The sequence below is a fragment of the Novimethylophilus sp. genome (genome assembly GCF_036504375.1).
In the GTDB taxonomy this organism is placed as follows: Bacteria; Pseudomonadota; Gammaproteobacteria; order Burkholderiales; family Methylophilaceae; genus Novimethylophilus.
Genome location: NZ_DASXVH010000026.1, coordinates 1 through 23,249, shown reverse-complemented (window position 1 = coordinate 23,249; position 23,249 = coordinate 1). Strand labels below are relative to the sequence as shown.

Genomic DNA, 23,249 nt, shown 5'->3' with positions numbered 1-23,249 from the left:
TTATTTTTATCTGAAAAATGCGAGTAGCTTAATGCTATTTGACGACGGGCTTGGTGTTGCCCTGCGTGATGCGCTGCACGCGCTCCAGCAGTTCTTCCCAACTGACGTTTCGATTGTAACCCAACACCGTAATGGCCGGGATGCCGCTGCCCTTGACGATCACGTAGCCGCCTTGCACCGGCTCTATCCCGTCCATCGCGCAGATGCCGTTGCGCAGGCGGCACGACAGGCCGATGCGGTCGTAATTGAATTCCTTGAAGAAGCGCAAGAAACTGCGCTGTATCGCCGCGGCGGCGCCGGCGCCGCCCAGCGCCGAGATGTTTTCCACCGCGCGCTGCGAAATTTTCTTCGGATAGCGTCCCGGACTGCTGCGGAAACTGGCGTCGAACTTCACCGGCTTCCAGGACGACAATTCCAGCCCGCTCACATCACCGTCAAGATGGCCGCTCATCGCGCCGAAAGAGAAGGTGCGGGTGAGCAGGTCGAGGTCGAGGTTGCGCATGCGGATATCGGCGTTAAATCTGGGCGCCAGTCCCAGCGGTTGATGCAGGGCCAGGTTGCTCACGGCCACTTGGCCGTCGAAAATATCGAACTGCATGGCTCCATCCATCGCCAACTCCCCGTCCGAATAAGTTACCAGCGGCACCGTCGCGCCCAGTCTGCCCTCCATGCGCGGCCACCCCAGCGCATGGGAAAATTCGCCCATCGAGATCGGCGCGAGCTGCGAGGCGAAGTGGCCGTACCATTTGCTGTCACGCACGGCAGCCGAAATATTCCGCAGAATGACCGCGCCATCCAGTACCGGAACCTTCCATTCGGTCGCGGTGAGCGACCAACCTTCAAGATTGGCCGCGAGATCGGCCTCGCCCAGCGCCAATTTCAATATTCGCCCGCCGTTAAAGCGCACATTGGCGGTGGTTATCGAGTTCAACACCCAGGGCACGCTGGCGTTGACCTTGTAGAGCGCGAAACGGCCGTTCTTGTCCTCGACGTCAACATCGTGCAGCATGAGGCGAAAGGCGTTGAGCTGCCCGCCGCTCAGGCTGGCCTGAATATCGAGGCTGCCGGCGGTTTCCAGATTGCCCAGCATGGTCTTTCCCAGAAAGGGCTTGGCCAATGCCTCATAGCCTTTATCCGCATGCAAGTCCCGGCCGGAAAGTTCCAGGCTGGCAACGGACTTGTCCGCCATATTCAGGCGGCCGCTGAAGGCGACCTTGCCGATGCCGCTCAGCTCGGCGCTGCCCACATCCACCTGCAGCGATTCGGTTGTCCACCAACCCTGGACTTGTAGTGCATGCCCCGCGGTCAGGTACAAAGGCTGCCAGAACACTTCGCCCTCGCGCCATTGAATACCGGCCTGTCCTTGCCAGCGCTCGTTGCCGCGGCTGGCATCGAGCTTGACGCGGCCGCCGATCTTCTCGCCGGCGTGCAAACCATCGGCATCGCTGAACGTCGCGTCGCGCAGGTCGAGGTCGGCCTTCAATCGCTTGAGTTCGCGCCCTTCTCCTGCAAACTCGGCACGGCCGGAGGCCGTACCCTTGCTCACATTGACGGGCAACGCATAGTTCTTGGACAGCGCGGCGAGGTCGGCCTGCTTGAGGTTGGCAATTCCCTGCCAATGTCCGTCGGCATTTACCGTAGCAGTGAGGTTTTCAACCTGCGCGGAGGGGTGGCTGATCTGGCCGATATGGATTTCGATGCGGCTGACGGCCAGCGCCGGCGTGGCGGCAAACAGCCAGAGACACGGAAGCAACCGCCGATGCACGCCGATGAACGCCGATATCGGATGCTTATCCGCGCTCATCGGCGGCCGATCAGTCCGGGAATACCCCGGTGGAAAGATAGCGGTCGCCGCGATCGCAGACAATCGAGACGATTACCGCATTTTCCACTTCCTTCGATAATTCCAGCGCGGCGAACAAGGCCCCGCCGGAGGAAATTCCCGCGAAAATGCCTTCTTCGCGTGCCAGACGACGCGTGGTTTCTTCGGCGTCCTGCTGGCCGACGTCCATCATGCGGTCGATGCGCCTGAAATCGCAGATTTCCGGCAGGTATTCTTTCGGCCATTTGCGGATGCCGGGAATCTGCGCGCCGTCCTTGGGTTGCACGCCGACGATCTGGATCGCCGGGTTCATTTCCTTGAGGTAGCGCGATACGCCCATGATGGTGCCGGTAGTGCCCATGCTGGAAACGAAGTGGGTGATTTTTCCATCGGTGTCGCGCCAGAGTTCCGGGCCGGTGCCTTCGTAGTGCGCCAGCGGATTATCCGGGTTGGCGAACTGGTTAAGGATGATGCCGCGGCCTTCGGCCTGCATCCTGTCGGCCGTATCCCGCGCCAGTTCCATGCTGCCCGCCTTGGGGGTCAGCACCAGTTCGGCGCCATAGGCTTTCATCGTCTGGCGGCGCTCCAGGCTCTGGCTGTCGGGCATCACCAGAATCATTTTATATCCCATGATCGCCGCCGCCATCGCCAGGGCGATGCCGGTATTGCCCGAGGTCGCCTCGATCAGCGTATCGCCGGGCTTGATTGCGCCGCGCGCTGCTGCGTGCCGAATCATCGACAGCGCAGGCCGGTCTTTCACCGAACCGGCCGGGTTGTTGCCTTCCAGCTTGACCAAGATCGTATTACTGGTTTGGCCCGGCATGCGCTGGAGCCTGACCAGCGGCGTATTGCCGACGAAATCCTGCAAGGTTTTATACATGCTCATTTATTTTTTAACGAATGCCAGAATAATTGCATAGACAGCCAATGCGCTAAATGCGATCAATGACAATTGCGGAATGGTGAGGCCGAACAGCGTCCAGTCGATTGCCGAGCACTCGCCGGTGCCCTTGAACACCAGTTCCATGGCCTTCTTGAACGGAAAGCGCTCGAAAATATAGTCGAAGCCCGCGCCACACTCGGCCATCACTTCATCCGCGTGGTTCTGTATCCAGATATGGCGTAGCGCGATGCCGGCGCCGACGGCCGCCACCGCAAATTGCAGCGCGCCATGGACCTTGCGCCAGATGCCGGATGGATTATGCAGCGCGGCGATCAGGAATGTCGTCCCCAGCGCCATGAAAGCGATGCGCTGCGAAATGCACAAAGGGCAGGGTTCGAGGTGGTCGCGCACCTGGAGATAGAGAGCCAGCGCCACCAGGCCGAACGCCGCCAGAAAACCCAGGCCGTAGCCCAGGCGGCCGGAAAGCAGTTTATTCATGAATCACCGGACACCAGAAATGAAAGCCGTCAGTATAATGGACGCCGTCAATTTTCTGTTCGGCCATTCATTTCATAATCATGCTAGAAAAACTCATCGCCATCCTTGCCGGCTGGATCATCGCCGTCATTTCCACCCTGGGCTACGGCGGCATCGTGCTCTTGATGGCCATCGAATCGGCCTGCATTCCGCTGCCGTCGGAAATCATCATGCCGTTTTCCGGCTACCTGGTGTTCAAGGGCGAAATGACGTTGTGGGGCGTGGCGCTGGCCGGCGCAATAGGCTGCGTGGTGGGATCGATTCCCGCCTATTACCTGGGCGTCTACGGAGGCCGGCCGCTGGTGGAAAAATACGGCAAGTGGGTGTTGATCTCGCACCATGATCTTAAGCTCGCCGACCGCGCCTTCGAAAAATACGGCGAGATTATCATTTTCGTCGGCCGACTGTTGCCGGCGGTGCGCACTTTTATCGCTTTCCCTGCCGGCATCGCCCGCATGCACATGGGGCGCTTCATCGCCTACACCTTCGTCGGCTCGCTGATCTGGTGCTGGGTGTTGGCGTTTGTCGGCATGAAACTGGGCGAAAACTGGACCAGCCTGAAAGTTTATTTCCACAAATTCCACATTGTGCTGACCATCGCTGCCGTGGTTTTTCTGATATGGTATGTACGGCGCCACTTGAAATTACTGAGACATCATCATTAGAATAGGCCGCTTATAATCGGGGGAATTAATCAGATGAACAAGCTCATCCACTGGCTCACCGGCAGCATACGCAACAAACTGTTGATGATTACCGGTACCGGCACTTCCTTGTTACTGGCGGCGGCGTTGCTGGGCCTGTGGAACGCCTGGAGCGTAAGCCTGCTGCTGAAGCCGGAGGATGCCGCACGATTCCAGCAGAACATTTACATCACCATGGGCCTGATGGTGCTGGCCGTCATTCTCGCTTTCGGCAGCTTTCTCTGGCTGGTGCAGAAAAACATAACCACACCGGCCCACCAGCTTGCGCGCGACCTCGACCGCCTGGCCCAAGGCGACTTCACCCAGGCCGTGGCGAAGACCACGCACGACGAATTCGGCGAAGTGGCTGCCAGTGCGGAAAAAATCCGCCGCGATCTGGGGACCATCATTACCCATGTAAAAAGCTCGACCATCAAGGTTTCGCAAGCCGCCAGCGCTTTGGTCAGCGCTTCGGCACAGGTGGTTTCAGGCTCGCAGAGCCAGAGCGAATCAGCCGCGGCCACCGCGGCGACTTTCGAAGAGGTAACCGCCAGCATCAATTCCGTAGCGGCAAACGCCGAAAATGTACGCAAACTGTCGCAGGACAGTCTGGGCCACACCGCCACCGGCAACCAGCGTCTGGAGGAATTGACGCGGCAAATGGATGACGCCGTTGCGGCGATCGAGGCAATCATGCGCTCGGTGAACGAGTTTGTCGCCAATACTAGCGTCATCACCACGATGACCCAGCAGGTCAAGGATATCGCCGACCAGACCAATTTACTGGCGCTCAATGCCGCCATCGAAGCTGCGCGTGCCGGCGAGCAGGGGCGCGGCTTTGCCGTAGTGGCCGACGAGGTGCGCAAGCTGGCGGAAAAATCCGCCCAATCCGCCAACGAAATCGACACCGTCACCCGCGCGCTCGGCCAGCAATCGGAGCAGGTCAACAGCACCATAGAGCAGGGCCGCCAGCTACTGCAGGCCAGCAAGAACAATACCCAAAACGCCGCCCAGGCCATGCATCACATCAATGAAGCGGTGGAACGCTCCAACCTTGGCGTGGATGCTATCGCGCTCTCGGTCAAGGAGCAGACTTCCGCCAGCAACGATATCGCCAGTCACATCGCGCTCATCGCCAGCATGGCCCAGGAAAACACCACAACCGTGCAGCAAACCGCACAGGCGGCGCAGCATCTGGAGGAGTTATCCAGCGAGCTGGAAAAATCCGTCAGCGGCTTCAAGGTTTAAAAAACTTTCAGCAAAACCAATGCGCTGGCTGATAGCCGATAGCTATTTTAATTCCACCAGCTGCCCATGCGCCATGAAAAATACGCCCTTGCGCACCGGCAGCCCTTCCCCGACGAATAAGCCGGCATAACGCTCCAGCTGCGGACGGTAGCGTTCGGCCTGGCGGCTCAGCGAATCCGGCGGCACCTCGTCGCCCAGGCGGGCCGATTTATAGTCGATCACCCAGCGTTCGCCGTTTTCGATGAACGTCCTGTCGACGATATGCGTGGCAATGCGCCCATTGTCGGCGGTCGCCAGCGCCAGCTCCGACGCAGCGTTTCCCCTGGACTGCAGCACCCAGCGCCCGGATTCGCTGCCCAAGGTCGCGCACAATACCGCGGCGACACGCCGGGCACTCCGCGAGGCCTGGTCTTCGGCATGGCCTTGCCGCATCAGCCAGCGCTGCATCGCGGGATGCAGTTCGCCAACCCGCTGTGCCGACCAATTGGCCACTCCTTCGCCGACGATCATTTCCATATAGAGATGCGCCAGCGTGCCGCAATCGGCTTCCAGATTGCCGCGTTCGGGCGGCGCGGCCTCGGCATCGCCAGAATCCCATGCGGGAGCGGGCTCGGCAGCCCCCGTCAGCAAGGCCGGCACAGCCGGCCGATGCAGCCGGATCAGCTTGGGGATGAAATCGGCTTCATCGGCAGCCGCAGCCTCCGGCATCCGGCGTGGCGGCGTATGGAGATATTCGCCGCCCACCGTATCCCATAACAGCGCCAGAAAAGTATTGGCGGGCGGCTTGATCTCGCCCCTGGCATCGAGGCAGACCGCCCCCACCAGATGCAGCCGGCGCTCCGTCCGCGTCGCGGCCACATACAGCACGCGCGCCGCCTCATTGGCCCCGCGCTCCCGCTCCAGGCTCTGCAGATAATCGTAGGCGCTGGGGAAAGCGCCGCGCCTGTGCCCGGGCACCATCGGCGCGGCGATTAACTGCGGCCCGGCTTCCGCGATCGACACTTCTTCCCACAGCAACAGGGATTCATCGGTCTTTTTCGGAATGCGGTGCAGGCCGGGCAGGATGACGGTATCGAACTCCAGCCCCTTGGATTTATGAATGGTCATGAATTGCAGCGTGCCGTCGGCCTGTACGTCCGGCGCGGCGTAGAGATGCTCCATTGCCGCTTCCAGCTGCGCAAAGTCGAAGCGCCCCGCGGCGTCCAGATTGTCGATCAAGTCGAGAAACGCCTGCACGTCGCGCACGTCGCCGCTATCCCACAGGCAATACGGCCCGGCCAGCTTGAGCCAGGCCGCCTCGATCCAGCGCCGCGTGGTCTGGCGACCGCGATGGGCAAACGCCTCGCCGATGACGCTGCGCACGTGCAGCAACCGCTGCCTGCCGTCATCGGACAAGCGGGCCAGCCTTTGCTCGTCCTGCATCAGCTGCCAGATGGTCGCCACATGGTCATCCGCGGCCAGCGCATGCAGATCGGAAAGCCGCAGCCCGCACCAGGGCGCACGCAGCACCGCCAGCCAATGCACGCGGTCGGCGCGATGATGCAGGGCTCGGGTCAGCGCCAGCACATCCTGCACCGTCTGCCGGCCTGAAAGCGCCTCGATTTCCACTGCCTGGAAGCGCAAGTGTGGCCGATGGCGCCGGATTTCCGCCACCAGCGCATCCAGATGGGCGCGGGCCCGCACCAGCACCGCGATGCTGCGGCCCGGATGTTCGGTCCGTTCGCGTTCGATCAGGTCGGCTACAAAGCAGGCTTCCAGCATGGCGGCCTCGCCGCCCCGGCTGTTTTTCTCCAGCACCAGGGGATGCACGGTAACGCCCTCGCCGGGCGCGCGCTCGCGCGTCGCGGCGAACGGACGATAGCGAATCGCCCCCCGGGTAACGCTATCCTTGGGCGGAAAAACGCGCTCGAACGCGCGGTTGACCCACTCCACCACCGCCGGGCAGGAACGGTTGTTGCGCGTGAGATGCAACGGCTGCAGCCTGAGGTGGCCGACACCGAACTCGGCCACTTGCAGGAACAGGCCGACGTCGGCCTTGCGGAAACGGTAAATCGACTGCATCGGGTCACCGACGCAGAACAGGGTGCGCCCGTCGCCCTCCTCCCAGCCCTGCGTCAGCCGCCGCAATAGCTCGACCTGCGCCGGGCTGGTATCCTGGAACTCGTCCACCAGCAGGTGCCGGATGCGGTAATCCAGCCGCAACGCCAAGTCGGTGGGGCCGGTGTCGTCCTCCAGCGCCTGCAATGCCCGGTACGACACCTCGACGAAATCCACCTCGCCCGCTTCCTGGAACACCGTCCACAAATGCATGGCCGCCAGCTGCAGCACCCGCGCCAGGCTGCCGATGATGCGCCATTCCTCGTCGCCGTGCCGCGGCGCCGGCAAGTCGCGGATACGGGCCAATGGCTGCGGATCGGGCAGGGCGGCGATGATGTCGAGCAATGCCTGCTTGTGGCTGCGGCCTTCGTCGGTGGCGGGAAAGCCCTGGCGCTTGTCGAGCGCCTTGCGCCAGCCGCCGTCGCCGGTCAGCAGCAGCTCGCACACGCTGCGCCACAGGGGCAGGGCTTCCGGCGTCGCCGCAAGCGGCGTCTCCCAGTCCAGCAACAGCGCGATTCCGTGGCCGCAAGCCAGATTGGCCGCAGCGAAGCGCGCGACCGGCATCAACTTGGTCTGCCACGCCGGCGGCAGGATCTCGGCGGCGCGCGCGATGTCGTGCCGCACCAGGTGGCGCAGTGCGGCCTCTACCTCCAGCTGCACGGATTCATGCCCGGCATGCTGCAGCCACTGGTCGCGTTTTGCCAGCATGGTTGCGAGCTGGTCGGTCAGCCGCACCGTGTCGTTATCGAAGTAGCGCAACGCCTCCGTCACCGCGCCTGCACCGCCCTCTTCCTCCAGCATCGCCAGCGCGCGGCGCGCCGCTTCGCGGTAGTGCACCGACGCATCGTCGCTCATCCCCGGCTGCGCGCCGAAACGGCTCATCAGCGGCATCTGCCGCACGAGAACGCTGGAAAGCGCATCGATGGTATTGATGCGCAGCCGCCCCGGCTGCGCCAGCAAATCCCAGCCCAGCGTGCCGGAGCGCGCCAGCGCCGCAGCCGCGACCTCGCGCGTGGTCTGCTTGTGCGGCCTGTCGACGGCAACGCCGTCCGCCGCATCCTGCAAGCTCTGCAACACCCGGCTGCGCATCTCCGCGGCGGCCTTGTTGGTGAAGGTAATGGCGACGATTTCCTCGGGCTCGCCCACCACCGACAGCAGTTTCAGGTAGCGCTGGGTCAAAAGCTCGGTCTTGCCCGCGCCGGCGGGGGCCTCGACGATGAAGGATTCCAGTGTCAGCGCACGTTCGCGACTGGCTGCGTCTTCAAGCAGCAAATCACGCATGGTCATTTCCGCCCGATTTCCGTTCGAACTGCAGTTTCCGTTCCGGCAGCCGCAGCAAGGGCTTCACCTCGCAATACGCCAGATCGTCCTCTTTCGCGAAGCTCACCGCCGCCTCCCCCGCCCTGATTTCATTGGCGATGGCTGCGATGCTGGTCTTCCAGTGCGCCAGCACGCTGGGCCAGTCGGGAAACGAGACTTCGTCAAACAGCTTGCGCGCCTGCTCCAGCCCATCCACACCGGGCAGGGTGTCGGGCAGATGGGCAATGCCGATGAATCTCTGCTCGTCGGCGCGCACCTTGGCGAAACAGACGGCGGCGATTTCGCCCTCGGACAAGGCCAGGGCTGTATAAATCGGCAGTTGCGGCTCGGTGATGCGGGTCTCCGCCCAGCTTTTATGGCTGACGACGGAGCCGGTCTTGTAATCGAGCACCACCAGCCGGCCGTCTTCCAGCGCATCCACGCGATCCAGCGTGAGGTCGACCGCGATGCCTTCGATCGTGAGCGATACGCGACGCTCGCATTCCCGCACGGTGAACGGGCTGCGGCCCCGCTCGAATTCCAGCCAGGCCGTGAGCAAAAATTGCAAACGCTGCTTTTCCAGCGCGAGAAAATGCTCGGGCAAAGGCTTGTCCAGCGCCAGGCTGAACTGCCGCACGCCCTGCTCCACCGCCTGGGTGGCGGCGTGTTGCAGCGCGGTTTCATCCATCGCCAGCAAATCGGCGGAACCGCGCCCGTTCCAGAAGCATTGCAGCACGGCATGCAGCAAGGTGCCTCTATCCATGCTGTCCAGCCCTTCCACAGGCTCTTCCAGCGCGCGCGCGCCGAGGCGATATTGGTAATACGCCCAGGCCGGGCAGATGGCTTGCGCGCGCAGCAGGCCGGCGCCGCCGCGCACTTTCTCGCCTTCCGCCACCGGCGGCGCCAGGTGATCGTCCAGCCATTGCAGCTCCATTTTCTGAGCCAGACGTTCGGCCAAGGTCGCAGCGGGCAGCGGGGCCTCTTTAATAACTGCCATGCCCGCCAGTAACGGGCTAGGACGCAGTTCGCGCTCGCCGTCGCGGCACACCCACGAGAACACCACCTGCGGCGCGCTATGCAGCAGGCGCTGCTGTATCGCCGCGGCAAACTCCGCCTGCACGCGGCTGCACGAGTTCGGCGCATTGGCGCGACGCTGCGCCTCGGCCGGCAGCAACGGGTTGGGCCGCGCGGGCGGCGGCCAGACGTGGTCGTTCATGCCCATTACCCACACCGCGGTGAGCGGCGCGCCCTGGGCTTCCAGCATGCCCATGACCTGCAAACGCGGCTCGCTCGCCGCCTCCGGCTGAAAGATGCGCTCGCGGGTGAGGCGCGCCAGCCGTTGCAGCGCTTCGGCCGCCGCGACGGGGCCCAACACTGCATCGAGGCCGGAAAATTCCAGCAGCGCTTCCGTCCATGCCTGCCGCGCCTGGAATTCATGGCTGGACAAGCCGCGCGCTCCCGGCCAGCCGGTATTCTTGAGCAACTGGACAAACGCGGCGGCCCAGGCCGATGGCGTCTCTCGTTTCGGCCAGGCGGCAGCAGCTGCGATCAAGGCTGCAAGATGCTGGGCCAGGCGCGGCAAGCCCTCCATCGTATTGGCGAGCCGCAACAGCTGTTCCAGCGACAGCGTCGCGCCCAGCTTGCGGCGCATGCGCGCATCCAGCCGGGCACGGGCATCGGCTTCGCTCTCACCGGCCGACCAGTAGACATCGCCCAGCAGGCTCGTGACGTCGTGCTGCGGCAAGCGGTAGCGCTGCGTCGCCAGCCGCAGCAGCGCCAGCGCGGTGGAAACCAGCGGGATTGATGCCAGCGGCGCGCCCAGGGAAAAATCGTAGCAGCGCGGCGCCTCGGCCTCTCCCGGGTGGATCGTCTCGGGGTGCAGCACGTCGTCGAGAATAGCCGACAGTCTGCACCGCAGCGCGCCCAGTTCCGGCGCCACGATGGCGATGCGCGCCTGCGGGTTGCCGGCCAGGCAGGCTTTGGCCCACGCGGCGGCGGCGCGGCATTCCGCCTCGACGTCATCATAGGCAGCCTGAACGGCATCGGCCGCGGCATCCAGGCTCAGCGGCCAGCGCTCCATCCGGATTCCACGCGCCTCGAGAACATCAAATAAGCGCTGCTCCTGCGGGCTGATGCGGTCGAAACCCGCCAGAAAAATAACGGCAGGCAATAAGCCACTGTACCGTTGCAGGCACTCAACCTGAATCTCCGTCAGGCTGGTCGCGTCCAGCGCAGCGCTTTTGCGGCACAGCGTTTTGAAGGTGCTGCGCCAGTGCAGGAATTGCCGCGTTTCCTCGGTCTGTTCGCCCGGCGCGAGCAAGACATTCCATTCCGTCAGCAGCCGGCTTGCTTCCATCGCCGCATCGGCCATGCCGGCGCGGTCGAACAGCGCGGCCGCGGGTTCGTTCTGCAGCCCGGCCTCGATCGCCCGCTCCCACAGAATCCGCTCCTGCATCGCGCCCAGCAGCATGCGGGGCGCACGGTCGGCCTCCACTTCGCCCGTCAGCCAGGCCTGGTTAAATACCCCGTCCAGCCATTGCGCGACTGTCAGTGCCCGCAACGGCTGCCACTGGCTCAAACCTTGCGCGATTTGCGTTTTACCGTGCGCCAGGCACAGGCTGCGCGCCAGGCGGTGGGTGGAGCACAGCACAACGGTGCTATCACCCATGCTTGATCTCGTTGGCTATGCCGTGCGGCACATGCCCGGTCGGCACATGCAGCCGGGCGGATTCGCAATGCTTTTGCTGGTCGTCGAAAAAAATATCCGCGCCGAAAGCCTGCAAGAACGGCCCCTTGCCCATGCCCGCCAGGAACAGCGACTCGTCGATGCGGATGCCCCAGTGGCGCAGGGTGCGAATCACCCGTTCGTGCGCCGGCGCACCGCGGGCCGTCACCAGCGCGGTGCGTATCGGCGAGGCGTCCGGCGGATATTCCGACTGGATGCGGTGCAGCATCCCCAGGAAGTTCTTGAACGGCCCGCCGGGCAGGGGCTGTTTCGCAGCAGACAGCTCGCTGCTGGAAAACGCCTCCAGCCCCTCCTCCTTGAACACCCGTTCCGCCTCGTCCGAGAACAGCACCGCATCGCCGTCGAACGCGATGCGCAGCTGCGCGGTTTCGTTCTGGCCGACATGGGACGGCAGGATGGTGGCCGCCGCGTAGCCCGCCTCCAGCGCCGTGCGCACGTCGTCCGGGTTGGCCGACAGGAACAGGTGGATGCCGAAGGCCGGCACATAGCGGAACGGGCTCTCGCCGCGCGTGAACGCCGCCCGCGTGATGTCGAGCCGGTGATGGCGGATGGAATTGAAAATACGCAGGCCGGTATCCGAGCTGTTGCGCGACAGCAGGATCACCTCCACGCGCGGATGATCGAGCCCGGCATCGTTCAGTGCCAATAGCTTCCTGGTCAGGCCGAATGCCACCCCCGGCTGCAGCGGATCGTCCTCGTGCTCGATCTGGTAGCGGCAGTAGGCTTCCACGCCTTCAGTCTCGAACACATGGTGGCTGGCGGAAAGATCGAACAGCGCGCGCGAGGCGATGCCGATCACCAGCCTGTCGCCGGTGATTTCCGGTTTTAACGTATTGCTCATGGCTTGATTAGAGCGCATTTCAGCGGGAAACGAAAGATGCTCGCCAGCCCAATGATTTACCCTCGACGGAAAACTTTGACGGCACCTGACCGCAGAGCGCGATAAAATCCGCTTCATGGCAGACCAGAAAAACTACATCACGCCCGAAGGCTACGCCCGGCTCAAGGAAGAATTCGACCACTTGTATCGCAACGAACGTCCCAAGGTGGTGAGCGATGTGGCCTGGGCGGCGTCCAACGGCGACCGCAGCGAAAATGCGGACTACATCTACGGCAAGCGCCGGCTGCGGCAGATCGACTCGCGGCTGCGTTTCCTGATGAAGCGCATGGATCTGGCAGAAGTGGTCGATCCGGCGCGACAGCAAGGGTTGGAGAAGGTGTATTTCGGCGCCTGGGTAACACTATATTCGCCAGCCCAGGAGTCGGAGCAGACTTACCGCATCGTCGGCCAGGACGAGCTGGAACCGTCGAAAGGCTGGATCAGCTGGATTTCGCCGCTGGCCCGCGCGCTGCTCGGCAAGGGCGAGGGCGACACGGTGCGCTTGCAGACGCCGGGCGGCGCGGAAGAGTTCGAAGTCATTGCGGTGAGCTACGCGTCGCCGGAAACCGGCGGCTGATCGGCCTGACAGCCCTGCGCCCACCTTGATTGCGGCTTTCACCCTGGAGTGCGTAGTCACTATTTCTTGTGCCTGATCAAGGGAAAACTCAGTACAATTCAATAAAATATGTCGGCCGGAACAACCTGCGGCCGGCCCGAATCTTCCTGAGAAACAATCATGGCAAAACGAAAAATTCATGGTTACCCGGTCCTCATCCTCGGTGCCGGGCGTGGAGGTTATGCGCTGCTCGAGATGTTCATGGAAGACGAACTGGTACAGGTGGTCGCCATTGCCGATCCGAATGCCGATGCGTCCGGCATGAAGCTGGCGGAGAGCCATGGCATCCCGGCTTATACCGATGTGCGTGAAGCCTTGAAGATGTGCAAGGAATATTCCGACTGCATCGTCTACAACCTGACGCACGCCGACGACGTGGTCGCAGACGTGGAAGATATTTTCGGCAACAAAAAAGTTACCAGCGGTCCGGAAGCCAAACTGTTCTGGCAGATCGTCACCAACCTGAAGCGCATCAAGGGCGAACTCGAAAACAGCCAGAACCAGCTCAATGCGATCATCCATCACGCGATGGACGGCATCATCACGATTACCGAGTCGGGCGAAATCCAGGGCTTCAACCCTGCCGCCGAAGAAGTGTTCGGGTATAAGCAGCAGGAAGTGTTGGGCAAGAATGTGCGCATGCTGATGCCCGAGATCACCCAGCGCGAATACGACACTTATATCAATCGCTATTTATATTCCGGCGAAGGAGAAATCCTCGGCGTGCGCGGACGCGAGGTGGTCGCCGTACGCAAAAACGGCAAGCAGTTCCCGATGGAGCTGTCGGCCTCGGAAATGATGCTGAAAGGCCAGCGCTACTTTGTCGGCATCGTCCGCGACGTAACCGAACGCAAGCAGGTCGAGCAGAAAATCACGCACCTGGCCCATCACGACTATCTTACCGGCCTGCCCAACCGCGCCCTGTTCCTGGACCATCTGGAAAGAGCGATCCCGCTCGCAAGACGCGGCTATTACAAGGTGGCGATACTGTTTCTCGACCTCGACGGCTTCAAGCGCGTCAATGACACGATGGGCCACGACGCGGGCGACCTGCTGTTGAAAGAAGTTTCCGCCAGACTCAAAAGCATCATCAGAAACTCGGACACCGTTGCCCGCATAGGCGGCGATGAATTCACGTTCGTGCTGAACAATATCGGCGAGAATGAAAATGCGTCGGTGGTGGCACAGAAAATCATCAATGCGCTATCCGCCCCGGTCGACCTGAAAGGCCGGCAATGCCATATCGGCGGCAGTATCGGCATCTCGATCTATCCCGACGATTCCAAGAATTTCGACACGCTGCTGAGCCAGGCGGATGAGGCCATGTATCTGGCCAAGCAGAGCGGCAAAAACACCTTCAAATTTTACCGGGAGCTCGGAGAAGCATGATTCAGGCAGCGCAGCGACTTTGAGGACGGCTTTCAGGCCATCAGCGAAGCCAGTTCGGTATTGGCTGCCGCCAGCCGCCGCACCAGAATCCCGAGGAAAGCGCGGTTGAATTTCAGCTGCAGATTGTCGGAGGCCTGCAACAGTGCATCGGCCTTGATCTTGATCAGCGTGACCGTGCCGGCTGCGGTAATGCTGGCGCTGCGCATGGACCTGGTCTGCTCGATGTAGGCCATTTCGCCGAAACAATCGCCTGTTTTCAGCGTGCTGAGCAGTTTCTGCACTTTGGTCACGCGCACCTCGCCATCGGCCAGGATGAAGAACGAATTGCCGATGTTACCTTCCTTCACCAGCGCCGTTCCCGCAGAGAGCTTGCGCCATCCGCTGATACGCAGCACCTCCCACAGCTCCACCTCGGTAAATCCTTCAAAAAAAGACAATCCCTTGAGCAGATTGAATTTTTCAGAATCGGTAATGACTTTTTCCGTAACCCTGGCCGGCCTGACGCAGGCTGCGAGATCAGAGGCAAAGTCCGCCCAGTTGTGGTAACGCGCAGCAAGCGTTTTCTCCATCGCCTTGTGTACGATGCGCGCCAGTTCCGACGATATTTCCGGACGTAGCGCACGCACGTCGTGCGGCGCTTCGTTCATGATCTTATGGATCAGCGCATAGGCATTATCGGCGTCGTAGGGAAAACGACCGGTCAGCAGGCGGTACAGCACCACGCCCAGCGAATAAATATCGGTCTGGTGGGTCAGGTTTTCTTCGCGCACCTGTTCCGGCGACATATACGCGGGCGAACCGACGCCGGCCAGTTGGGTCTGTTCCATGCTGGGCATCAGCGCTGCGCCGAAATCGGTTATCTTGATCTCGCCGTTGTCGCACAACATGATATTGGCGGGCTTGATGTCGCGGTGGATGATGCCCTGGCGGTGGGCGAAATCGAGTGCGGTACAGCATTTGAAAATGATCTGCATCACGCTGGCGATCGGCAGCAGGCCGTCCGGCACGGCGTGTTCGTCCAGCGCCGTGCCGCGCACCAGCTCCATGACGATATACAGCTGCTCGCCCTCGACCGAGGCATCGAAAATATTGACGACGTGCGGATGGTTGAGCTTGCCCACCATCGCGGCTTCGGTCATGAACAGCTTTTCGAACTTGCGGCGCTGGTCGTCGTTGGCGAAGCCGGCGGGATTGAACACCTTGATCGCCACATCGCGGTTGGTGAACGGATCGATGCCGCGATACACCACGCTGGTGGCGCCGCGGCCCAGCTCATCGAACACCGCGTATTTGCCGATGTTGAGAGGTGTCGTCAAGCTATGCTTGTTCTGCTTCTGTGGCGATACGAGGGAACTCGCTGTCGGCCCGGCCTTCGAACAAATCCACGGTGCGCGGGCAGCGCGTAACCTTGCTGCATTGCGTGCGTTTGCTGCGGGCGGCGGCAAGGTCGACGTAGGGCGTTTCGCTCACGCGGAAATATCCCGCGCCGGCCAGCTTGTCGGCATCGGTTTCGAAAATGCTGGCGGGAGTCCTGAGATTTTGCAGGGTCAGCCGTCCCTTGCGGTCGACTTTCAATACCAGGTAGACGGTCACGTTGCCGGCCGCCCGGCGTTTTCCCCATGTTTCGCCTGCGTGAATTTGCATAATCGGCAGTCTAGCAGCCTCCGGGCGCAAAATAAATCGCTTCAGCACCGGTACGCATCGGATTGTTTGGCAAACCCCAGCCCAAAAACATCGCCAGGGCTATCCGTCTGCTTTAGAATCCTCCGGTTTTCAGTCTTTAAAATGGAATTTTTTCATCCTTGCACGCTCACAGCTCCGTCGCAGCAATTTATCGGCAGGATTTAAGGTTCCATTAAGCATTTCCACATAATCTGACGATGACATGATCGGTTGCGATACATGCCACAACACAACACCAAGGAGATCACCGCATGAATCAATCGCGCTTCAACCCCGGACTGCATGCCGCACTGCTGTTCGCTCTCGGCCTGACCGTCGCCCCGGCGGCATTGGCGGATGGCAAGGGTGTGGCTTATGTATCCAACCAGGATGGCGGGGTAACCGTCGTCGATCTGGAATCCATGGAAACCAGGGGCACCCTGGACATTGAAGCCAAAGGCCCGCGCGGCATCGGCATCACCGCCGACGGCAAGCTGCTGGTGACCGCCAACAAGGACGACGGCAATATCTCGGTACTCGATACGGCCACCGGCAAGGTCGTCAGACACATCGCTATCGGCAAGAATCCGGAGTTTGTGCGGGTGTATGACGACAAGGTCTATGTGACCTACGAACCCAGCTCCAAATCGGGCCCGCCGCCCAAGCCTGGCAGCGAGGCCGACAAAAATGACGACGACAAGATTCCGGGCCGCATCGCCATCGTCGATTTGAAACAGGGCAAGGTCGTCAAGGAAATCGTCGGCAAGCTGGAGACCGAGGGCGTCGAGTTTTCCAGGGATGGCAAAAAAATGATCGTGACCAATGAATCTGACAACTCGATTACCGTGCACGACATGAAAACCGGCAAACTGCTCAAAAGCATTGCGGTGGGTTCGTTCGGCGAGCGTCCGCGCGGCATCAAGGTCGCACCCGACGGCAAATCGTACGTAGCAACGCTGGAAATGTCGAACAAGCTGCTGGTGCTGGACGACAAACTGAACCCGGTGAAAACCATAGACACCGGGAAATCGCCTTACGGCGTCTCTTTCGACCGCGACGGCAAGCGCCTCTTTGTCGCCAGTTCCAGGGAGAAAGCGTTGCAGGTATTCGATGCCAGGACTTTCGAGAAGATCGGGGACATCCCTACCGGCGACCGTTGCTGGCATTTCAGCTTCACCCCGGACGACAGCCAGATTCTGCTGGCCTGCGGCAAATCCAACGAAGTACTGGTTATCGATACCGCGAAACTGGAAGTCACCAAACATCTTGGCGACAAGGACATGCCATGGGGTATCGTGACTTATCCGAAATCGATGGGCAGTCTGGACCGGCCCTGACCCGTCACACAATCTGCAGTTAAAGCAATCCGATTGCACCCCGCTACCGGGGTGCAATTTTTTTTGTAGTGCCGTCGCGTTTCAGGCTATGGCGCAGGAGTTGTTTTGCTGCTAGATTGCAAGCTATGGCGTGAAGATCGATTGGATAGAAGCCATGACTGAACAAGGCATACATGAGCGGTACGGCACCGATGCCGACACGACATCGTCCTTGCCGGCGCACGCTGGCCTGCGCCCTTCGGAAAACCGTTACCGCCGGCTTTTCGAAACTGCGAGGCACGGCATTCTGCTGCTCAATTTCGATACCGCGCACATCGAGGACAGCAATCCTCACCTGGCCCAGATGCTCGGCTATCCGCATACCGAACTCCTGGGAACAAGACTGTGGGAAGCGCCGCCCTTCAGAAATACCGCGCTCGACCATGCCTCGTTTATCGAACTGCAGCGCGCAGGATATCTGAGACTGGATAACCTTGCCCTGGAAACAAGGCAGGGAACCAGTATCACGGTCGAATTCACGGCCCATGTATACGAGTGCGAAGGCAGCCCCGTCATCCAGTGCCATATTCGCGACATCGAAGAAGCCGGAAATCGCTTGCAGGAACTGGCCCGTCAACTGGAAACGGCCAGGCGGGACCTGGAATCCTTCTCGCATTCGATCACGCACGACCTGCGATCGCCGCTGGGGCAGATTGACGGTTTTGCCTTTCTGCTGGGCATGGAATATGCCAACGCGAAGCTGGACGCCAAGGCCCAAGGCTATATTCAGCGCATCCGCGCCGCCACCAAACAGATGGTTGCCCTGATCGACGATTTATGGAGCCTGAGCCGCATCAGCCGGGCCGAACTCCATTCTCAGCAGGTCGATCTGAGCGATATGGCGCAAGCGCTGGCGATCGACCAGCGCAATCCGCCGCAACCGCGTAACGTGGAATTCGTCATTGCCTCCGGCCTGACCGCGACTGCGGACGCCGATCTGATGCGGATCGTGTTGGACAATCTGCTCAAGAATGCCCGCAGATTCACCGCCGGGCAAGAGCATGCCCGAATCGAGTTCGGGATGTTGGAGAATGAGGGCGAACCGGTCTATTTCATCAAAGACAATGGCGCAGGATTCGACCTTGCTGACAAGGTTCAATTGTTTACGCAGTTGCAGCGTATGAACTCGATGCAGGAATTCGACGGAGCAGGGATCAGGTTCGCGAAGGCCGAGCGCGCAATTCAACGCCAAGGCGGAAAGATATGGGCCGAAAGCGCAGCAGGCAGGGGGGCGATTTTTTATTTTACACTTTAGCTTTTACCTCAAAGTACCGGGCTGCAATGAAAGAACAGGCATATGTCATTTGACGACTTGATACTGGAAGAAATCCCCGATGGCATCATCGTCACCACCACTGACGGCAAGGTGACGCACTGGACCAAGGGCGCCGAAAGCGTGTTCGGCTATGGCAAAGCCGAGGCCATCGGGCGCTTTCTCATCGAAATCATCGTTCCCTCCGACCGCATCGAGGAAGAGCAAAGAATCCTCCGGCAGACACTGGAAAACGGCATTGCCCACTTCGAGTCGTTGCGCAAAAAAAAGGACGGCTCCTTCATCTATGTCGACGTCACCAGCAAGGCCATCCGCAACGCCGGGGGCGAAATCGAATTCATCCTGTACAGCAAGAAAGACGTCACGCCGCTGAAAGTGCTGCGCGACGCCAAACTGGTGGAGGCCAAATTCCGCGACCTGCTGGAATCCACTCCCGACGGTATCATCATGACCAATTCCACCGGCCGCATCGTGCTCGCCAATTCCCAGGCGGAAAAGCTGTTCGGTTATCGGGCCGGAGAACTGCGCGGCCAGCTGATCGAAATACTGCTGCCGGAGAGGTTCCGCGGCGGCCATGTCGGGCATCGCTCGGGGTATGTCGCGCACCCGCGCACCCGGGCGATGGGGGCGGGGCTGGAGCTTTGCGGCCTGCGCAAGGACGGCACCGAGTTTCCGGTGGAAATCAGCTTGAGTCCGCTGACCACTGAAGAAGGCACGCTGGTGATGAGCGCGATTCGCGACGTCAGCGAACGCAAACATATAGAGCGCGCGCTCAGCGAGAAGAACATCGAACTGGAAAATGCACTCCTGGCCAAGGACCGCTTTCTCGCCAGCATGTCGCACGAACTGCGCACCCCGCTCAACGCCATCATCGGCTTCACCGGCACGCTGCTGATGAAACTGCCGGGACCGCTGACGCCGGATCAGGACAAGCAATTGAAGACCATACGCTCGAGCGCCAAGCATTTGTTGTTATTGATCAATGATCTGCTCGACCTGGCCAAGATCGAATCGGGCAATGTCGAGATGCGCCTGGAACCGGTTTCCTGCCAGGAATTGATCATGGAATTGACCGAGTCATTAAGGCCCTTGGCGGAACAGAAGAATCTGGCCTTTGAGGTCAACATGCCTGAGCATCCTATCGTAGTGGAGACCGACCGGCGAGCCTTGAGCCAGATATTCATCAACCTGGTCAACAATGCGATCAAGTTCACCGACCAAGGCACGGTGCGCGTGACGCTGGACCAGCGCGAGGACAACGGCACGTTATCGACCGCAATAAGCGTGGCCGACACCGGCGTCGGCATCAAGCAGGAAAATCGCGACAAACTGTTCAAGGCCTTCAAACAACTGGATGCCTCGTCGACACGGCGGTACGAGGGTACCGGGCTGGGGCTCTACCTGAGCCAGAAATTGACCGATCTGCTGGGCGGCAACCTCTCCTTCGTCAGCAATTACGGTCAGGGCAGCACATTTACCCTGCTGCTGAAACCGCAACAGCCATCCGTATCGTCGGAGAATTGAACCATGCCCGCCCGCATCCTGATCATCGAAGACAATCCGACTAATATGGAGCTGATTGCCTTTCTGCTCGAGGCTTTCGGCTACATCCCGATCCAGGCTTATGATGGTGAGCAGGGGCTGGCGGCCGCCGTGCGCGAAATGCCCGACCTGATCGTGTGCGATGTGACGCTGCCCAAGCTGGACGGCTACGACGTCGTGCGGGCGCTGAAAAACGACCTTGCGTTAAGCCATACTCCCGTCATCGCGGTCACCGCGCTGGCGATGGTCGGCGATCGCGAAAAACTGCTCGCGGCAGGCTTCGACGATTACATCAGCAAGCCCATCGAGCCGGAAATATTCGTCGGCCAAATCGAAAAACTGCTGCATACCGACCTGCATACCGAGCGCACGCAGGAAACGCCGCCTGTGGCAGACACCGCAGCCGCGCCGTGGGCAACAGCGAAAAAAGCCCGCATTCTGGTAGTCGACGATTCGCCGATCAACCGCGAGCTGATCCGCTGCACGCTGGAGCCGTCCGGTTACGGGCTAACCCTGGCCGACAGCGTGCAACAGGGCGCGAAACTGGTCAGGCAGGCGGACTTCGATCTCATCTTGAGCGACCTGCACATGCCGGAAGAAGACGGCATCGCGCTGCTGAAACTGGTCAAGGCCGACCCCGCACTGGCTTCGATCCCGTTCATGTTCATCAGCGCGTCATACCAGGAAGACAACAATTTTCCGCTGGCGATGGAGTTGGGTGCATTCCGGTTTCTGCAACGGCCGATCGACCCGCAAGCGCTGGTCGCGGAAATTGAGGCTTGCCTGTCGGCAACCAAGGAAAATTACGCAACGCGCTAGATCCGGTTCAGATATCCATCGATTCCAGATGCCGGAAAGCGGATATTTCATCGCGATGGGCAGCGTAATATCGGTTCCCAATTAATGCCCAGCATATCGATGGCAAGCCTCAATACTGCGTTGATGAAAAGTTCGCCGGGAGCGCAACCGGCGGTACTGTTCTTTAGGAATCTTGCGAATTCATCTGGAACAAGCGTTTCGCCTAAGCCAGCCCCAGAATTTTGAGCTTGCGGTACAGCGTGTTGCGACTGATCCCCAGCTGACGGGCGGCGGCCGAAACATTGCCCGCATGCGCGTGCAACGCCTTGCGGACGACTTCCAGTGTCAGGCTGTCGAGAGACGCGGTATCGGTCTCGACATGCGCGGCGCGCATGATGTCGTCCAGAAAGTCCTGCGTCAGGTGCGGCTGGCCGATGGGTCCGTCCGCAGAAAGCGCGAGCGCCGTGCGGATGACGTTGTGCAACTGGCGGATATTGCCCGGCCAGGGATGGGCCTGGAACAGTTCCATGATGTCCGGCGTGACCGCCGTGTTGTCCGCATGTTCGATTTGCAGCAGCATGTCGATGAGCGCAGCCATATCGGCACGCTGGCGCAGCGGCGGCAGCGTGACGCTGAGGCCGTTGAGTCGATAGTACAGGTCGCTGCGAAATTCCCCGCGCTCGACTTTTTCGCGCAGCTTCTGGTTGGTGGCGCTCACCAGCGCGAAATCCACCGGCCTGGACCTGGTGCTGCCCAGGGGCGTCACGCTGCGTTCCTGCAGCACCCGGAGCAGTCTTGCCTGGAGCGAGAGCGGCATGTCGCCGATCTCGTCGAGGAATAACGTGCCGCCGTGGGCCTGTTCCAGTTTGCCCGGACTGCCCTTGCGGCGCGCGCCGGTAAAAGCGCCCTCTTCATAGCCGAACAGCTCGGCCTCGATGAGGCCTTCCGGCAGCGCCGCACAGTTGACGGCGACCCAGGGGCCATCGCAGCGATTGCCCGCTTCGTGTACGGCCCGCGCGAACAGCTCCTTGCCGACGCCGGTTTCGCCCTCGATCAGAATGGAAATGTCCCGGTTCAATACCAGCTTGACTTGGCTGATGGCGCGGGCCATGCGCGCATCGCCGCTGTCCAGCATGTCGAAATTCGCAGCGCAGTTTCTTTTTGCGGGCCTCACGGCGGGAAGCGGAGCCGGCGGCGCCGAGCTTTTAAGCAGCGGGTCGAGTTCCATGCTCGCGAAAATCCGTGCGCCGTTCTTGAGCCGCAGCGAGAATATCAATTTGCCGGTATCGCCGGTTCTTCCCAAGAGAGCACCTAGCGGCGCATCGAACACATCGTCGAAATGAATCTCCTGCCCGTTCAGATTGAGTTCGAGCTGGAATTGTCCGCTGCGGTTGGTCGCCACCAGTTTTCCGTTACCGGAGAACATTGCGATGCCCTCCCATAGCGTGCCGATGAATTCGGGGCGCGCATGGAAATGCAAGGCGATTTCACTCTTGTGATGGGCGCGGAACAGCCGGTTTTCGATCATCTGCGCCGCCATCTTGACCAGCGCCAGCGTGTGCTGCTGCGGCAGCAGGAAATCGTTGGAAACGTCGAGCGTGCCGGCAAGCCCGTTCTTTGCGCCGAAGATCGGCACCGCGGAGCAACTCAGAAAATGGTGGCGCTCCATGAAGTGCTCGGCGCCATGTACTGCAAGCGGCAGCTTCTCGACCAGCGCGGTGCCGATGGCATTGGTGCCGCGATGGTTCTCGTGCCAGGAGCAGCCCGGGGACAGCGAAATGCGCTGCGCCTCGCTGAGGAAACTGCTGTCGCCCATGCTATGCAGAATGACGCCCTCGTGGTCGGTGAGGATGACGATGCTGCGCGTATGCGAAATCTGCTCGTTGAGCGTCGCCATTTCGGGCCGGGCGTGGGAAATCAGCAGGTGATGCTGCTCCAGCCTGCGCGCGAGCTCCTGCTGGGTAATGACTTCATTGTGCGGCGGAGAAGTCGCATCGACCCCGTTCTCAAGGCAGCGTCGCCATGAACGTTCTATCACATCCGCCACCGCCCCTTGCTGCAGGCTGCCTTTGGCAAGGAATTCTTGCCGTGCGCGCAGCACGGTCCGGCTATCGTCGAACATGGGATGATTCATCCAGGTACCTGAAATCTGGTTTAACCGACATGTCACGCAAAGTGACACCTGCTCATTCCCGGCACACATCGGCTCCAGCCGGGAAGCACACTTGAAACGTTCTGAGACTTATTGCCGGCCCAATCCTGAAGCCGTTTATGGAGGTTTTTTCTACTCAGCTAAACACCTCTGGCATACCGCTTGCGTTTATGTGTTGTGTTGATGATACGGCACAGTCCCTATTGCGACAAATAATATCAATTTTTGGAGGCGATTATCTTGAGA

17 protein-coding genes are annotated in these 23,249 nt (G+C 60.8%); 8 read left to right on the top strand and 9 right to left on the bottom strand.

Going from position 1 to position 23,249, the window contains the following annotated elements:
- Window positions 1–34: 34 nt before the first annotated feature.
- From VGK14_RS02405 to VGK14_RS02395, 3 genes are read right to left on the bottom strand one after another with little or no spacing between them, the layout of a single operon-like run.
- Window positions 35–1,804, bottom strand: coding sequence for a hypothetical protein (locus tag VGK14_RS02405; protein ID WP_331507331.1), 1,770 nt, complete (start codon window positions 1,802–1,804; stop codon window positions 35–37).
- Between the two features lie 10 nt (window positions 1,805–1,814).
- On the bottom strand, window positions 1,815–2,702 hold the full coding sequence (gene cysM / locus VGK14_RS02400) for a cysteine synthase CysM (RefSeq protein WP_331507362.1): 888 nt from the start codon (window positions 2,700–2,702) through the stop codon (window positions 1,815–1,817).
- A gap of 6 nt (window positions 2,703–2,708) precedes the next feature.
- Window positions 2,709–3,203, bottom strand: a complete 495-nt coding sequence (locus VGK14_RS02395; RefSeq protein ID WP_331507330.1) for a disulfide bond formation protein B — start codon at window positions 3,201–3,203, stop codon at window positions 2,709–2,711.
- 80 nt (window positions 3,204–3,283) lie between these two features.
- Between VGK14_RS02395 and VGK14_RS02390 the strand changes: the two genes are divergently transcribed.
- Together VGK14_RS02390 and VGK14_RS02385 are read left to right on the top strand one after the other, a co-directional pair.
- Window positions 3,284–3,907 (top strand): DedA family protein, encoded by a 624-nt coding sequence (locus tag VGK14_RS02390; RefSeq protein WP_331507329.1) that lies wholly within the window; start codon window positions 3,284–3,286, stop codon window positions 3,905–3,907.
- Window positions 3,908–3,940: 33 nt separating this feature from the next.
- Window positions 3,941–5,173, top strand: coding sequence for a methyl-accepting chemotaxis protein (locus VGK14_RS02385; protein ID WP_331507328.1), 1,233 nt, complete (start codon window positions 3,941–3,943; stop codon window positions 5,171–5,173).
- Window positions 5,174–5,215: 42 nt separating this feature from the next.
- On the opposite strand, the gene VGK14_RS02380 is transcribed toward VGK14_RS02385, so the two are convergent.
- From VGK14_RS02380 to VGK14_RS02370, 3 genes are read right to left on the bottom strand one after another with little or no spacing between them, the layout of a single operon-like run.
- Window positions 5,216–8,551: a UvrD-helicase domain-containing protein gene (locus tag VGK14_RS02380; RefSeq protein WP_331507327.1), complete on the bottom strand. Its 3,336-nt coding sequence runs from the start codon at window positions 8,549–8,551 to the stop codon at window positions 5,216–5,218.
- Window positions 8,544–11,237 carry a PD-(D/E)XK nuclease family protein gene (locus VGK14_RS02375; protein ID WP_331507326.1) on the bottom strand — a complete coding sequence of 898 codons (2,694 nt, stop codon included), beginning with the start codon at window positions 11,235–11,237 and terminating at the stop codon, window positions 8,544–8,546. Before VGK14_RS02375 ends, VGK14_RS02380 begins: the two co-directional genes overlap by 8 nt.
- Window positions 11,230–12,156, bottom strand: a complete 927-nt coding sequence (locus VGK14_RS02370) for a 5'-nucleotidase (protein WP_331507325.1) — start codon at window positions 12,154–12,156, stop codon at window positions 11,230–11,232. Before VGK14_RS02370 ends, VGK14_RS02375 begins: the two co-directional genes overlap by 8 nt.
- 115 nt (window positions 12,157–12,271) lie before the next feature.
- On the opposite strand from VGK14_RS02370, the gene greB reads away from it, so the two are divergent.
- Both greB and VGK14_RS02360 read left to right on the top strand, forming a co-directional pair.
- Window positions 12,272–12,772: a transcription elongation factor GreB gene (gene greB / locus VGK14_RS02365; RefSeq protein WP_331507324.1), complete on the top strand. Its 501-nt coding sequence runs from the start codon at window positions 12,272–12,274 to the stop codon at window positions 12,770–12,772.
- 159 nt (window positions 12,773–12,931) lie between these two features.
- Entirely contained in the window at window positions 12,932–14,200 is a 1,269-nt protein-coding gene (locus VGK14_RS02360; RefSeq protein WP_331507323.1) for a diguanylate cyclase domain-containing protein, read from the top strand.
- A gap of 32 nt (window positions 14,201–14,232) precedes the next feature.
- Here the strand turns inward: VGK14_RS02360 and VGK14_RS02355 are convergent, their stop codons facing one another.
- Window positions 14,233–15,516: a serine/threonine-protein kinase gene (locus VGK14_RS02355; RefSeq protein WP_331507322.1), complete on the bottom strand. Its 1,284-nt coding sequence runs from the start codon at window positions 15,514–15,516 to the stop codon at window positions 14,233–14,235.
- 1 nt (window position 15,517) lies between these two features.
- The gene (locus tag VGK14_RS02350) at window positions 15,518–15,844 is read right to left on the bottom strand and encodes a hypothetical protein (protein WP_331507321.1); all 327 of its coding nucleotides are present in this window, start codon (window positions 15,842–15,844) and stop codon (window positions 15,518–15,520) included.
- 290 nt (window positions 15,845–16,134) lie between these two features.
- On the opposite strand from VGK14_RS02350, the gene VGK14_RS02345 reads away from it, so the two are divergent.
- The 4 genes from VGK14_RS02345 to VGK14_RS02330 all read left to right on the top strand — a co-directional run bounded on the left by VGK14_RS02345 (window position 16,135) and on the right by VGK14_RS02330 (window position 20,872).
- A complete protein-coding gene (locus VGK14_RS02345) occupies window positions 16,135–17,199 on the top strand; it encodes a cytochrome D1 domain-containing protein (RefSeq protein ID WP_331507320.1) in 1,065 nt (354 codons plus the stop codon).
- A 130-nt stretch (window positions 17,200–17,329) separates the two neighbouring features.
- Window positions 17,330–18,493 carry a sensor histidine kinase gene (locus VGK14_RS02340; protein ID WP_331507319.1) on the top strand — a complete coding sequence of 388 codons (1,164 nt, stop codon included), beginning with the start codon at window positions 17,330–17,332 and terminating at the stop codon, window positions 18,491–18,493.
- 42 nt (window positions 18,494–18,535) lie between these two features.
- Entirely contained in the window at window positions 18,536–20,035 is a 1,500-nt protein-coding gene (locus VGK14_RS02335) for a PAS domain-containing sensor histidine kinase (RefSeq protein WP_331507318.1), read from the top strand.
- Between the two features lie 3 nt (window positions 20,036–20,038).
- Complete coding sequence (locus VGK14_RS02330) at window positions 20,039–20,872, top strand: response regulator (protein ID WP_331507317.1); 834 nt, start codon at window positions 20,039–20,041, stop codon at window positions 20,870–20,872.
- Between the two features lie 202 nt (window positions 20,873–21,074).
- On the opposite strand, the gene VGK14_RS02325 is transcribed toward VGK14_RS02330, so the two are convergent.
- Window positions 21,075–22,985 carry a sigma-54-dependent Fis family transcriptional regulator gene (locus VGK14_RS02325; protein ID WP_331507316.1) on the bottom strand — a complete coding sequence of 637 codons (1,911 nt, stop codon included), beginning with the start codon at window positions 22,983–22,985 and terminating at the stop codon, window positions 21,075–21,077.
- Between the last annotated feature and the right edge of the window lie 264 nt (window positions 22,986–23,249).